The following is a 15,803-nucleotide window of genomic DNA, read 5'->3' on the forward strand; positions in this document are numbered from 1 at the left end:
GCAGGAGCTTCCGGCCGGTGGCGCGATGGTCGCGGTGCAGGCGTCGGAGGACGAGGTGGCGCCGCTGCTGACCGAGCGCGTCAGCATCGCCGCTGTGAATGGCCCGACGTCCGTGGTCATCGCGGGTGACGAGGACGCGGCGCTGGAGATCGCCGCCGGTTTCGAGGCGCAGGGTCGGAAGACCAAGCGGCTGACGGTCAGCCATGCCTTCCACTCGCCGCGCATGGACGGGATGCTGGAGGCGTTCCGCCAGGTCGCGCAGGGGTTGACGTACGAGGCTCCGCGCATCCCGATCGTCTCCAACCTCACCGGGGATGTCGTCTCCGCGCAGGAGATCACCGGCCCGGAGTTCTGGGTGCGGCATGTCCGTGAGGCCGTGCGGTTCCTCGATGGTGTGCGGGCTTTGGAGGCCAAGGGCGTCTCCACGTTCATCGAGCTGGGCCCGGACGGTGTGCTCACCGCCATGGCGCAGGAGTGCGTGACCGGGGACAACGCTGCGTTTGTCTCCCTGCTGCGCAAGGACCGGCCCGAGACCGAGTCGCTGACGACCGCTGTCGCCCGGACGCATGTGCGGGGCGTGGCGGTGGACTGGGCGGCCTTCTACGCCGGTACGGGCGCCGTTCGCATCGATCTGCCGACGTATGCGTTCCAGCATGAGCGGTTCTGGCTGGAGCCGGGCGCCGGGTCTGTGGGTGATGTGGCGTCGGTGGGGTTGGAGCCGGCGGGGCATCCGCTCCTGGGCGCCGCGGTGTCGTTGGCGGAGTCGGATGGGTTGCTGTTCACGGGTCGGTTGGGTGTGGATTCGCACCCGTGGCTGGCCGACCATGTGGTGCGGGGCTCGGTCGTGGTGCCGGGTACGGCATTTGTGGAGCTGGCGGTGCGGGCCGGTGACCAGGCCGGTTGTGACCATCTCGATGAGCTGACCCTGCATGCGCCGCTGGTGCTGCCCGAACGCGGCGGCGTCCGGCTTCAGGTCACCGTCGGCGCCCCGGACACCACCGGGCGGCGTTCCGTCGCCGTGCTGTCCCGTGCCGAGAACGCCCCGGCCGAGGAGCCGTGGACGCGCCACGCGAGCGGTGCGCTCGTCGCGGGCGCGCCCCGGCCGTCGTTCGCGCTGGCCCAGTGGCCGCCGCAGGACGCCCGGCGCGCTCGTACCGAGGAGCTGTACGAGGCGCTGGCGGACGGCGGGCTGCGCTACGGCCCGGTGTTCCAGGGGCTCGACGCCGCCTGGCGGCGCGGCGACGAGCTGTTCGCCGAGGTCCGGCTGCCGGAGGCCGTCGCGTCCGACGCGCAGGCGTACGGGCTGCACCCGGCGCTGCTGGACTCCGCGCTGCACGCGCTCGGGTTGGACGGCCTGGGTGACGGCGACGGCGACGGCGAGAGCCAGGGGCGGCTGCCGTTCGCGTGGAGCGGGGTGTCGCTGTATGCGAGTGGCGCGTCGGCGCTGCGCGTGCGGCTGGTGTTGCAGGGCGCGGACGGGGTCCGGCTGGAGATCGCGGACGCGTCCGGTGCGCCGGTCGCCGCCGTGGACTCGCTGGTCCTGCGCGCCGTGTCGGATGAGCAGGTGCGGGCCGCGCGGGCGGCGTACCACGAGTCGCTGTTCCGGGTGGAGTGGACCGAGCTGGCGACCGGTGCGCCAAGCGGCGGCCGGTGGGCGGTACTCGGCGCCGACGACGCAGGGCTCGGTGTTGCCGGTGTCGAGGCCGTGGCGTACGCGGACCTCGCGGCGCTGACCGAGGCGGTCGCGAACGGTGCGGCCGTACCGGACTACGTGTTCGCGACGCCGTCCGCCGAGGGCGACTACGGGGCGCCGGACACCGTGCGTCAGGCCACGGTCGAGGCGCTGGGCCTGGCCCAGGCGTGGCTGGCCGAGGAGCGGTTCGCCGCTTCGCGGCTGGTGTTCCTGACCTTGGGGAACGGCGATCCGGCGCAGGCCGCGGCCTGGGGTCTGCTGCGTACGGCGCAGGCCGAGAACCCGGACCGCTTCATCCTCCTGGACACCGACGGTCACAGCTCGTCGCTCGCGGCGCTTCCGGCGGCGCTGGCGGCGGGCGAGGAGCAGCTCGCGCTGCGTGCGGGCGTGGCCCGCGTCCCGAGGCTGGCCCGGGTACCGGCCACGGAAACCCAGGAAACGGGCTTCGGCGCGGACGGCACGGTGCTGGTCACCGGCGCGTCCGGCACGCTGGGCGGGCTGGTGGCCCGCCATCTGGCCGCGGAGCACGGCGTACGGCGGCTGCTGCTGGTGAGCCGCCGCGGCGACCGGGCGCCGCGTGCTGCCGAACTGACCGCGGAGCTGGCCGAGTTGGGGGCCGAGGCGAACTGGGCCGCGTGCGATGTGGCCGACCGGGACGCGCTCGCCGCGACCCTCGCCACCGTCCCCGCCGAGCATCCGCTGACGGCCGTCGTGCACACGGCGGGCGTCCTGGACGACGGCGTGATCGGCTCGCTGACGCCCGAGCGCGTCGCACACGTCCTGCGCCCCAAGGTGGACGCGGCCTGGAACCTGCACGAGCTGACCCAGGGCCTGGACCTGACGGCGTTCGTACTGTTCTCGTCCGCCTCGGGCGTGTTCGGCACCCCCGGACAGGGCAACTACGCGGCCGCCAACGCGTTCCTCGACGCCCTGGCCACCGCCCGCCGGGCCGAGGGCCTTCCGGCCGTCTCGCTCGCCTGGGGCCCCTGGGCGGGCGCCGGTATGGCCGGTGGCCTGGACGAGGCCGACATCGCCCGGATGCGGCGCGCCGGACTGCCGCCGCTGACCCCGGCGGAGGGCCTGGCGCTGCTGGACGCGGCCCTCGCCACAGGCGAGGCCACGCCCGCGCCGATGCGCGTGGACGCCGTGGCGCTGCGCGCCCAGGCCGCCGCGGGCACGCTCGCGCCGGTGCTGCGCGGACTGGTCCGGGTGCCGGTGCGGCGCGCGGTGGACACCGCCGCGGGCGGCGCGGCCGGGCTGGCGGAGCGGCTGGCCGGGCTGAGCGCGGCCGAACAGGACCGGGCGCTGCTGGACCTGGTCCGTACGCAGGTGGCCGCCGTCCTCGGCTACGCGGGCCCGCAGGCCGTCGACGAGGGCCGGGCGTTCAAGGACCTGGGCTTCGACTCGCTCACCGCCGTCGAACTGCGCAACCTCCTCCGCGAGGCGACCGGGCTGCGGCTGCCGCCGACCCTCGTCTTCGACTACCCGACCTCGGCCGCCCTGGTGGGCCACCTGCGCGACGAGATCATCGGGGACCGGGCCGCCGAAGCGATCGTGCCCGCCCAGGTGACCACCGCGGCCGACCAGGACGACCCGATCGCGATCGTCGCGATGAGCTGCCGCTTCCCCGGTGGCGTACGGTCGCCCGAAGAGCTGTGGCAACTGCTGCTGGCCGGGGACGACGCCATCACCCCGTTCCCCGCCGACCGCGGCTGGGACCTCGCCACCCTCTACAGCGACGACCCCGACCTCGAAGGCACCAGCTACACCCGCGAGGGCGGCTTCCTGCACGACGTCGCCGACTTCGACGCCCTGTTCTTCGGGATCTCGCCACGCGAGGCGCTCGCGATGGACCCGCAGCAGCGGCTGCTGCTGGAGACCTCCTGGGAGGCGTTCGAGCGGGCGGGCATCGACCCGGCCTCGCTGCGCGGCAGCCGGACCGGCGTGTACGTCGGCTCCAACGACCAGGACTATCTGACGCTGTGGCTCAACGAGCCGCAGGGCCTCGAAGGTCACCTCGGCACCGGCAACTCCTCCAGCGTGGCGTCCGGCCGCCTCTCCTACGCCTTCGGGCTCGAAGGGCCCGCCCTCACCGTCGACACCGCGTGCTCGTCCTCGGTGGTGGCCCTGCACCTGGCCGCGCAGGCGCTGCGCAACGGCGAATGCTCGCTCGCGCTGGCCGGAGCCGTCACGGTCATGTCGACCCCCGGCGCCTTCCTGGAGTTCAGCCGTCAGCGCGGACTGGCCGCCGACGGCCGGATCAAGGCGTTCTCCGGTGACGCGGACGGCACCAACTGGTCCGAGGGCGTGGGCCTGTTCCTGGTGGAACGGCTCTCCGACGCCCGCCGCAACGGCCACCCGGTGCTCGCCCTCCTGCGCTCCACCGCCATCAACCAGGACGGTGCGAGCAACGGTCTGACGGCGCCCAACGGCCCCTCCCAGCAGCGCGTCATCCGGCAGGCCCTGGCCACCGCCGGGCTGTCGGCCTCCGACATCGACGCGGTGGAGGCCCACGGCACCGGTACGTCCCTGGGCGACCCCATCGAGGCGCAGGCGCTGCTCGCCACCTACGGCCAGAACCGGCCCGAGGGACGGCCGCTGTGGCTCGGCTCGGTGAAGTCCAACATCGGCCACACCCAGGCCGTGGCGGGCGCCGCCGGAATCATGAAGATGGTCCTGGCCATGCAGCACGGCGCGCTGCCGCGGACGCTGCACGTCGCCGAGCCGACGCCGCACGTCGACTGGTCGGCGGGCGACATCGAGCTGCTGACCGAGGCCCGGCCCTGGCCGGAGTCCGACGGCCGCCCGCGCCGCGCGGGCGTGTCGTCCTTCGGCTTCAGCGGCACCAACTCGCACGCCATCATCGAAGCGGCACCGGCCGACGACACCGTCTCCGCGGCCGCTCCGGAACGCTCCCTGCCCGTCCTCGCCTGGCCCGTCTCGGGCCGCGACGGCGACGCGCTGCGCGCCCAGGCCACGCGCCTGCACGCCTACGCGGACGGCCACCCCGAGCTGCGCCCGCTGGACCTGGCGTACTCCCTGGCCACCTCCCGCTCCGGCCTGGAACACCGGGCCGTGCTGCTCGGCCGGGACGCGGAACACCTCGGCGAGGGCCTGACGGCCCTGGCCGAGGGGCGCGGTGGCCCCGGGCTCGTCGAGGGCTCGGTGACCGGTGGCCGGATGGCGTTCCTGTTCACGGGGCAGGGCAGCCAGCGGCTCGGGATGGGTCGTGAGCTGTACGAGGCGTACCCGGTGTTCGCGGAGGCGCTGGACGCGGTGTGCGCGGAGCTGGACCAGCACCTGGAACGGCCGCTGCGGGATGTTCTCTTCGGGGACGACGCGTCGGTGCTGGACCAGACGGCGTTCACCCAGCCCGCGCTGTTCGCGGTCGAGGTGGCGCTGTTCCGGCTGGTCGAGTCGTGGGGTCTGCGGGCGGACTTCCTGTCCGGCCACTCGATCGGTGAGGTGGCCGCCGCGCATGTGGCGGGTGTGTTCCCACTCGCGGATGCGTGCGCGCTCGTGGCCGCTCGTGGGCGGTTGATGCAGGAGCTTCCGGCCGGTGGCGCGATGGTCGCGGTGCAGGCGTCGGAGGACGAGGTGGCGCCGCTGCTGACCGAGCGCGTCCGCGTCAGCATCGCCGCTGTGAACGGCCCGACGTCGGTGGTCATCGCGGGTGACGAGGACGCGGCTGCCGCGCTTGCGGCGACCTTCGAGGCGCAGGGTCGTAAGACCAAGCGGCTCGCGGTCAGCCATGCCTTCCACTCGCCTCGTATGGACGGGATGCTGGACGCGTTCCGCGAGGTGGCCGAGGGGCTGTCGTACGAGGCTCCGCGCATCCCGATCGTCTCCAACCTCACCGGGAATGTCGTCTCCGCCGAGGAGATCACCAGCCCCGACTTCTGGGTGCGCCACGTCCGCGAGGCCGTCCGCTTCCTCGACGGTGTCCGCACCCTCGAAGCGCAGGGCGTGACGACGTACGTCGAGCTGGGCCCGGACGGTGTGCTCACCGCCATGGCGCAGGACTGCGTCACCGCCGACGACGACACCGCCTTCGCGTCCGCCCTCCGCAAGGACCGCCCCGAGGTGGAGGCCGTCACCACGGCGCTCGCCCAGGCGTACGTCCGGGGCGCAGGGGTGGACTGGGCGGCGTTCTTCGCCGGGGCCGGTGCGTCCCGCGTCGAGCTGCCCACGTACGCCTTCCAGCGCCGCCGCTACTGGCCCGACACCACCCCGCGAGGGGCCGTCGAAACCACCGTGGACGCGGTGGACGCGCGGTTCTGGGACGCCGTGGAGCGCGAGGACTGGCAGTCGCTGGCCACCGAGCTGCGCGTCGAGGGCGACCAGCCGCTCAGCGCGGTGCTGCCCGCGCTGTCGTCGTGGCGCCGCACCCGGCGCGAGGAGTCCGCCGCCGAGGCCCGCCTGTACAACGTGACGTGGAAGCCGCGTCCGCAGGTCCCGTCCGGTGCCCCGTCCGGCACCTGGCTGACCGTCGTCCCTGCGAGCCTCGCCGAGGACCCGCGGGTCGCGGCGGTGGCGGATGACCTGGCGCGGCGCGGAGTGCGCGTCGTACGCGTCGAACTGGACGTGGCGGACACCGATCCCCACGCCCTCGCCGTCCATCTCGCGTCGGCCGACGGCCCGGTGGCCGGTGTCCTGTCGCTGCTGGCGCTGGACGAGCGGCCGCACCCGGAGCATCCGGCGGTGCCGGTCGGCCTCGCGCTGACCGGTGCGCTGGCCGAGGCGCTGGCGCTGCGGGGCGACGAGGCTCCGGCGCGCCTGTGGTGCGTCACCCGGGGCGCGGTCTCGACCGGCGCCGGCGACGCGCTGGACAGCGTCACCCAGGCCCAGGTCTGGGGCTACGGCCGGGTCGTGGCGCTGGAGCAGCCCGAGCGCTGGGGCGGTCTGGTCGACCTGCCGGACACGCTGGACGCAAAGGCGCTGGACCGGCTCGCGGGCGTGCTCGCCGGGGCCGACGCACTCCGCGACGAGGACCAGGTGGCCATCCGGCCCGCCGGGGTCTTCGTACGCCGCCTGGTGTCCGCCCCGCGCGACCCGGCCACCGCGTCCGCCGAGCCGTGGACGCCGCGCGGCACCGTGCTGGTGACGGGTGGCACGGGCGCGCTGGGACGGCATGTGGCGCACTGGCTGGCCGACCACGGCGCCGAGCGGCTGGTGCTGCTCAGCCGCCGGGGCCCGGACGCGCCGGGCGCGGCCGAGATCGTGGCCGAACTGTCCGGCACCGACACCGCCGTGACCGTCGAGGCATGCGACGTGGCCGACCGCGAGGCGCTCGCGGCGCTCGTGGAGAAGCTCGCGGCCAACGGCACCCCCGTACGGGCCGTGGTGCACTCGGCGGGCATCTCGCAGGAGCCCGGTACGGGCACCGAACTCCCCGAGTTCGCCCGGATCGTGGCGGCGAAGACCACCGGAGCGCTCCACCTCGACGCCCTCTTCGGGGAGGACGCCGAACCGCTCGACGCGTTCGTGCTCTTCTCCTCCATCGCCGGGGTGTGGGGCAGCGGCGGCCAGGGCGCGTACGCGGCGGGCAACGCCTTCCTCGACGCGCTCGCCGAACAGCGCCGCGCCCGTGGCCTCACCGCCACGTCCGTGGCCTGGGGCCCGTGGGCGGAGAGCGGTATGGCCACCGAGGGCGACGCCGAGGAGCAGCTGCGCCGCCGCGGCCTGCCCCCGATGGCGCCGGACCTGAACATGGCCGCCTTCCAGCGGGTGCTGTCCCGCCGGGAGACCGCCGTGACCGTGGCCGATGTCGACTGGGAGCGTTTCGCCCCGGCCTTCACCGCCGCCCGCCCCCGCCCGCTGATCGACGACCTGCCGGGCGTCCGCACCCTGCTGCGGGGCGGCGCCGAGGGCGCGTCGGCGGACCGGGGGACGGACGCGGACGGCGCGTCCGCGCTGCGGGAGCGGCTGGCGGCGCTGCCCGCGGGCGACCGCGAGGAGGCGGTGCTGGAGGTGGTCCGTACCCATGTGGCCCACGCCCTCGGCCACTCCTCGGCCGACGAGGTCGAGGCCGGACGGGCCTTCAACGAGCTGGGCTTCGATTCGCTCACCGCGGTCGAACTGCGCACCCGGCTGGGCACGGCCACCGGCCTCCGGCTGCCGACGAGCCTCGTCTTCGACTACCCGAACCCGGCCGCGCTCGCCGCGCACCTGCTCGGAGAGCTGGCACCCGCCGCTCCCGGCCACGTTCCGGCCGATGTGGACCTCGATCCGCAGGACGCCGAACTGCGCCGCACCCTGGCCACCATCCCGATGAGCCGGATCCGGGAGGCCGGTCTGCTGGACACGCTGCTCCAGCTGGCCGATCCGCAAGCAGCGACCCCTGGCACGAGCCGCGCCGAAGATGACGCCGAGTCCATCGACGACATGGACGTCCAGCACCTCATCGACATGGCGCTCGACCTCGACGGCCTCGACGGCACCGAATCCTGACGCGGCCCAAGCACGGAGTACACGACACGATGACTACCCCCAACGAAAAGCTCGTTGACGCGCTGCGGGCCTCGCTGAAGGAAACCGAGCGGCTGCGCAAGCAGAACCAGCAGCTCACCGACGCGTCCCGGGAACCGATCGCGATCGTCGGCATGAGCTGCCGGTTCCCCGGTGGCGTCGGCAGCCCCGAGGAGCTGTGGCAGCTCGTCGCGGGTGGCCACGACGCCATCTCGGGGTTCCCGACCGACCGCGGCTGGGACATCGAGTCGCTGTACGACCCGGACCCGGAGCACGAGGGCACGTTCTACGCCCGCGGCGGCGGTTTCCTCTACGACGCGGACCAGTTCGACCCCGGGTTCTTCGGCATCTCGCCTCGTGAGGCGCTGGCGATGGATCCGCAGCAGCGGTTGCTGCTGGAGACGTCGTGGGAGGCGTTCGAGCGGGCGGGCATCGACCCGGCGGTGCTGCGCGGCTCCCGCACCGGCGTGTTCGTCGGCGCGTCCACGCAGGCGTACGGGGCGGGCGAGTACGACCTGCCGGAGGGCGTCGAGGGCCATCTGCTCACCGGCACCGCCTCCAGCGTCGCGTCCGGGCGGCTCAGTTACGCCTTCGGCCTCGAAGGCCCGGCCGCCACCATCGACACCGCGTGCTCGTCCTCCTCGGTCGCGCTGCACCTGGCGGTCCAGGCGCTGCGGCAGAGCGAATGCTCGCTCGCGCTGGCGGCGGGCGCGACCGTGCTCGCGTCGCCCGATGTGTTCGTGGAGTTCAGCCGCCAGCGCGGACTGTCCGCCGACGGCCGCTGCAAGTCCTTCGCGGCCTCGGCGGACGGCACCGGCTGGTCCGAGGGCGTGGCCGTGCTGCTGGTCGAGCGGCTGTCGGACGCGGTACGCAACGGCCACCAGGTGCTCGCGGTCGTGCGCGGCTCGGCGGTCAACCAGGACGGTGCGTCGAACGGTCTGACGGCGCCGAACGGCCCGTCGCAGCGCCGCGTCATCCGCCAGGCCCTGGAGAACGCCCGCCTCACGCCCGCCGACGTGGACGCGGTCGAAGCACACGGCACGGGCACGACGCTGGGCGACCCGATCGAGGCGCAGGCCCTGCTCGCCACCTACGGCCAGGACCGGCCGGAGGGGCGGCCGCTGTGGCTCGGCTCGCTGAAGTCGAACATCGGCCACACCCAGAACGTCGCCGGAATCGGCGGCGTCATCAAGATGGTCATGGCGATGCGGCACGGGATGCTGCCGCAGACCCTGCACGTGGACGAGCCGACGCCGCACGTCGACTGGTCGGCGGGTGACGTGTCGCTGCTCACCGAGGCGCGGGAGTGGCCGGAGACCGAGGGCCGTCCGCGCCGGGCGGGCGTGTCGTCGTTCGGCGTCAGCGGCACCAACGTCCACACCATCATCGAGCAGGCGCCCGAGCCCGAATCTTCCGTTGAGGCGCCTGGCGTCGCCCCCGCCGTGCTCCCGTGGGTCCTCTCCGGACGCGGCGCCGCCGCCCTGCGCGCCCAGGCCGAGCGCTTGGCCGCGCACGTCCAGACGCACCCCGACCTGCGTCCGCTCGACCTCGGCCACGCGCTCGCGACCACCCGCTCCGCCTTCGACCACCGTGCGGTGGTCGTCGCGGGCGACCGGGACGGCTTCCTGGCCGGGCTCGGCACCCTGGCGACCGACGGGGACACCCCGGGGCTGGTGCAGGGCTCGCCGGTGCCGGGCAAGGCGGCGTTCCTGTTCACGGGGCAGGGCAGCCAGCGCCTCGGGATGGGGCGTGAGCTGTACGAGGCGTACCCGGTGTTCGCGGAGGCGCTGGACGCGGTGTGCGCGGAGCTGGACCAGCACCTCGAACGGCCGCTGCGCGACGTTCTCTTCGGTGAGGACGCCGCTGCGCTGGACCGGACCGGCTTCACCCAGCCCGCGCTGTTCGCGGTCGAGGTGGCGCTGTTCCGGCTGGTCGAGGCGTGGGGCGTGAAGCCGGACTTCCTGTCCGGGCACTCGATCGGTGAGTTGGCTGCCGCGCATGTGGCGGGTGTGCTGTCGCTTGCGGATGCTGCGACGTTGGTGGCGGCGCGTGGGCGGCTGATGCAGGAGCTTCCGGCTGGTGGCGCGATGGTCGCCGTCCAGGCCTCGGAAGATGAGGTGTTGCCGCTGCTCGGTGGGCGGGTGAGCATTGCCGCCCTCAACGGGCCCACGTCGGTGGTCATCGCGGGTGACGACGACGCTGTGGTTGAGGTCGCGGCGGGCTTCGAGGCGCAGGGTCGTAAGACCAAGCGGCTCACGGTCAGCCATGCGTTCCACTCGCCGCGCATGGACGGGATGCTGGAGGCGTTCCGCGAGGTGGCGCAGGGGCTGTCGTACGAGGCCCCGAAGATCCCCATCGTGTCGAACCTGACCGGTGCCGTGGTGTCCGCCGAGGAGATCACGACTGCCGACTTCTGGGTGCGGCACGTCCGCGAGGCCGTCCGCTTCCTCGACGGTGTCCGGACCCTCGAAGCCAAGGGCGTCACGACGTTCATCGAGCTGGGCCCGGATGGTGTGCTCTCCGCGATGGGGCAGGAGTGTGTGTCCGGCGAGGAGGCGGCGTTCGTCTCCGTCTGCCGCAAGGACCGCTCCGAGGTGGAGTCGCTGACGACCGCTGTCGCGCGGGTGTTCGTGCGGGGCGTGGGCGTGGACTGGGCCGGCTTCTTCGCGGGGACCGGTGCGTCCCGCGTGGACCTGCCCACGTATGCGTTCCAGCATGAGCGGTTCTGGCTGGAGCCCGGCGCCGGGTCGGTCGGCGATGTGGCGTCGGTGGGGTTGGAGCCGGCGGGGCATCCGCTCTTGGGCGCCGCGGTGTCGTTGGCGGAGTCCGACGGGCTGTTGTTCACGGGTCGGTTGGGTGTGGATTCGCATCCGTGGCTGGCCGACCATGTGGTGCGCGGCTCGGTCGTGGTGCCGGGTACGGCGTTCGTGGAACTGGCGGTCCGGGCCGGTGACCAGGCCGGTTGTGACCGTCTGGACGAGCTGACCCTGCATGCGCCGCTGGTGCTGCCCGAGCGCGGTGGTGTCCGGCTTCAGGTCACCGTCGGCGCCCCGGACGAGGCCGGACGGCGATCCCTCTCCGTCTCCTCCCGCGCCGAGAACGCCGCCCCCGACGCGGCATGGGTCCGCAACGCGAGCGGTGTGCTGGCCTCCGGTGTCCCGAGCCCGTCGTACGACCTGACCGAGTGGCCGCCGACCGCCGCCGAGGCGATCGGGACCGACGCGCTCTACGGCCGACTGGCCGAGGCGGGCGTGCAGCACGGCCCGCTGTTCCAGGGCCTGACGGCGGCCTGGCGGCGCGGTGACGAATTGTTCGCCGAGGTCCGGCTGCCGGAGGACGCCAACCCCGGCGGCGAGCGGTTTGCCGTACACCCGGCGCTGCTGGACGCCGCCCTGCACACCCTGTGCGCTGACGGGGACGCCCCGCAGCTGGCCGCCGACTGGCAGGGCGTCTCCCTGCACGCGGAGGGCGCGTCCGCGCTGCGCGTACGGATCGGGTCGGCCGGAACCGACACCGTGAGCGTGGCACTCGCCGACGCCGCGGGTGAGCCGGTCGCCACCATCGACGCACTGCGCTGCCGCCCGCTCCCCGAAGACCTCGGGGGCGACGCGGACGCACAGTGGCAGCACCTGTTCCGGCTGGAGTGGGTGGCCCCGCAGGCTGCCCAGGCCCCGCAGGCCGCCGAGGCCGGGCCGGATGCCGCCGCCCGCCGCGTCGTCCTGGGCGACGACCCGTTCGGGCTCGTCGCGGGCGGCGTGGCCGCCACCTCCGTACCGGACCTGGCGGCGCTGAACGACGCCCCCGCACCGGAACTCCTGCTCGCCTCCTTCGCTCCCGTACCGCAGGGCCCGGACGAGGACGTGGCCGGAGCCACCCACCGGGAGGTGCAGCGCGCGCTGAACCTCGTCCAGGAGTGGCTGGCCGACGAGCGGTTCGCGGACGCGCGGCTCGTGGTGGTCACCCGGGGCGCGATGGCCGCCGGGTCGGAGGCCGACGTCACCGACCTGGCGCACGCCCCGCTGTGGGGCCTGGTGCGCTCCGCCGAGACCGAGAACCCGGGCCGCTTCGTCCTCGTGGACCTCGACGACGACTCCTCCGCCGCCGCGTTGTCCGACGCCCTGGCCACCGGGGAGCCGGAGGTCGCCGTCCGTGCGGGCCGCGCGCTCGCGCCCCGTCTGGCCCGTGCCACGACGGAGGACCGTACCCACGGCGCCGCCCCGGCGTTCGACGCCGACGGCACCGTCCTCATCACCGGCGGCACCGGCGCCCTGGGCCGTCTGCTCGCCCGCCACCTGGTCGCCGAGCACGGCGTACGCCACCTGCTGCTCACCAGCAGGCGCGGCGCGGACGCCGACGGCGCCGCCGAGCTGGCCGCCGAACTCGGCGAGCAGGGCGCCGAGATCACCCTCGCCGCCTGCGACGCCGCGGACCGCGACGCGCTCGCCGCGACCCTGGCCGCCATACCGGCCGAGCACCCGCTGACGGGCGTCGTGCACACCGCCGGTGTGCTGGACGACGGCACGGCGGCCGCCCTGACGTCCGAGCAGCTGGACCGCGTCCTGCGCCCCAAGGTCGACGCGGCCTGGAACCTGCACGAGCTGACGCGTGGCCGCGCCCTCTCCGCGTTCGTCCTGTTCTCCGCCATCGCGGGCACTCTCGGCGGCGCGGGCCAGGCCAACTACGCCGCCGCCAACGTCTTCCTCGACGCGCTCGCCGCACACCGCCGCGCCACCGGTCTGCCCGCCACCTCGCTGGTGTGGGGCCTGTGGGCCGAGTCCGGTGGCATCACCGGCGACCTGACCGAGACCGATCTGCTGCGGCTGGCCCGCAGCGGCATGGGCGCGCTGTCCGACGACGAGGGCATGGCGCTGTTCGACACCGCCTGCTCCACCGGCCGCACCACGCTGATCCCGGCCCGGCTCGACCTCGCGGCGCTGCGTACCGCCGCCGGTACGGGCCCGGTCCCGGCCCTGCTGCGCGGGCTGATCCGTACGACCGGCCGGCGCACCGCGGCGGGCGCGCTCGCCGCCTCCGGCTCGTCCCTGGCCCAGCGGCTGCGCGCGCTCTCGGCGAGCGAGCGCAGCCGTACGCTGCTGGACCTCGTCCGCACCCATGTGGCCACGGCACTCGGCCACGCCTCCGCCGATGCCATCGAGGCGCGCCGGGCCTTCAAGGAGCTGGGCTTCGACTCGCTCACCGCCGTCGAGCTGCGCAACCGGCTCTCCGGTGCCACCGGGCTCAAGCTGCCCACCACGATCGTCTTCGACTACCCGAACCCCGTCGTCCTCGCGGACCATCTGCGCACCGAACTCCTCGGCCCGGACGCCGACTCGGGCGACGAGGACGACCGGCAGCCGGACACCGCTGGCACGGTCGCCCCCCTCGCCGACGACCCGATCGCCATCGTCGCCATGGGCTGCCGCTACCCCGGCGATGTGCGCTCGCCCGAGGACCTGTGGCAGCTCGTGGCCACGGACGCGGACGCCATCACCGGATTCCCCGTCAACCGCAACTGGGAGGTCCAGTGGACGGAGGAGGACGCCGACGCGGCGCCGTCCGACTACGCCCGCAGCGGTGGCTTCCTGCATGACGCGGACCTCTTCGACGCCTCGTTCTTCGGTATCTCGCCGCGCGAGGCCCTGGCCATGGACCCGCAGCAGCGGCTGCTGCTGGAGACCTCCTGGGAGGTGTTCGAACGCGCCGGTATCGACCCGGACGCGCTCCGCGGCAGTTCGGTCGGTGTGTTCGTCGGCGCGGCCTACAGCGGCTACGACGCGGGCCTGGAGCAGGCCGGCGCGGAGGTCGCGGGCCATGTGATGACGGGCAACGCGGGCAGCGTCATGTCCGGCCGCATCGCCTACGCCCTCGGCCTCGAAGGCCCCGCGGTCACCGTCGACACGGCGTGCTCGTCGTCGCTGGTCGCGCTGCACTGGGCCATCCAGGCGCTGCGGCAGGGCGAATGCACCATGGCCCTCGCGGGCGGTGTCACCGTGATGACGACGCCCGGCCACTTCACCGAGTTCGGCCGCCAGGGCGGCCTCGCCGCGGACGGCCGCTGCAAGGCGTTCGCCTCCGGTGCGGACGGCACGGGCTGGGGCGAGGGCGTCGGCATGCTGCTGGTGGAGCGGCTGTCGGATGCTCGGAAGAACGGCCACCAGGTGTTGGCGGTCGTGCGCGGTTCGGCGGTCAACCAGGATGGTGCGTCGAATGGTCTGACGGCGCCGAACGGTCCGTCGCAGCAGCGTGTCATCCGCCAGGCGCTGGCCGGTGCGGGCCTGTCCGCCGCCGAGGTGGACGCCGTGGAGGCGCACGGTACGGGGACGACGCTGGGTGACCCCATCGAGGCGCAGGCGCTGCTCGCCACGTACGGCCAGGACCGCGAGGCGGACCTGCCCCTGTGGCTCGGCTCGGTCAAGTCCAACATCGGCCACGCCCAGGCGGCGGCCGGTGTCGCCGGAATCATCAAGATGGTCATGGCCATCCGCCACGGCCTGCTGCCGCGGACGCTGCACGTGGACGCGCCGTCGCCGCACGTCGACTGGGCGGACGGCGCGGTGTCGCTGCTGACGGAGGCGCGGGAGTGGCCGGAGACGGGCCGTCCGCGCCGCGCGGGCGTGTCCTCGTTCGGCATCAGCGGCACCAACGCGCACACCATCATCGAGCAGGCGCCCGTCCTCGTCGTTGACGAGACGCGGCCGGAGAACCGGCCGACCGGTGTGCTGCCGTACGCGCTGTCCGCGCAGGGCACCGACGCCCTGCGGGCCCAGGCCGAGCGGCTGTACGCCCACCTCACGGCGCACCCCGCCCTCGAACCGGCCGATGTCGCCCACACCCTGGCCACCGGCCGCGCCGTGCTGGACCAGCGCGCGGTGCTGGTCGCCGACGGCCGGGACGAACTGCTGCGCGGGCTCGACGCGCTGGCCCGGGGCGAGTCCGCTCCGGGGCTCATCGACGGCACGGCCGCCGAGGGCGATGTGGCGTTCCTGTTCACGGGTCAGGGCAGCCAGCGGCTGGGGATGGGTCGTGAGCTGTACGACGCCTATCCGGTGTTCGCGGAGGCGCTGGATGCGGTGTGCGATGCGCTGGACGCGCATCTTGAGCAGCCGCTGAAGACGGTGCTGTTCGGGGACGATGCTGCGCTGCTGGACCGGACCGGCTTCACCCAGCCTGCGCTGTTCGCGGTCGAGGTGGCGCTGTTCCGGCTGGTCGAGGCGTGGGGTCTGCGTGCGGACTTCCTGTCCGGGCACTCGATTGGTGAGTTGGCTGCCGCGCATGTGGCGGGTGTGTTCTCGCTCGCGGATGCCGCGAAGTTGGTGGCGGCGCGGGGTCGTCTGATGCAGGAGCTTCCGGCTGGTGGCGCGATGGTCGCGGTGCAGGCGTCGGAGGACGAGGCGGCGCCGCTGCTCACAGAGCGCGTCTCGATCGCCGCTGTGAATGGCCCGGCCTCGATCGTCATCGCGGGCGACGAGGACGCGGCCCTGGAGATCGCCGCGGGCTTTGAGGCGCAGGGTCGTAAGACCAAGCGGCTCACGGTCAGCCATGCGTTCCACTCGCCCCGCATGGACGGGATGCTGGAGGCGTTCCGCGAGGTGGCGCAGGGGCTGTCGTACGAGGCTCCGCGCATCCCGATCGTCTCCAACCT

2 protein-coding genes are annotated in these 15,803 nt (G+C 74.1%); both read left to right on the forward strand.

The genetic code is table 11. The features are described 5' to 3' along the window. The coding region (locus tag LCH29_RS43120; protein WP_446467148.1) for a type I polyketide synthase at positions 1-8,143 on the forward strand (8,143 nt) is incomplete at its 5' end. Positions 8,144-8,172: 29 nt separating this feature from the next. Then, on the forward strand, positions 8,173-15,803 hold a 7,631-nt coding region (locus tag LCH29_RS43125; RefSeq protein ID WP_446467149.1), incomplete at its 3' end, for a type I polyketide synthase.

This window comes from Streptomyces sp. BRA346, from assembly GCF_052851135.1.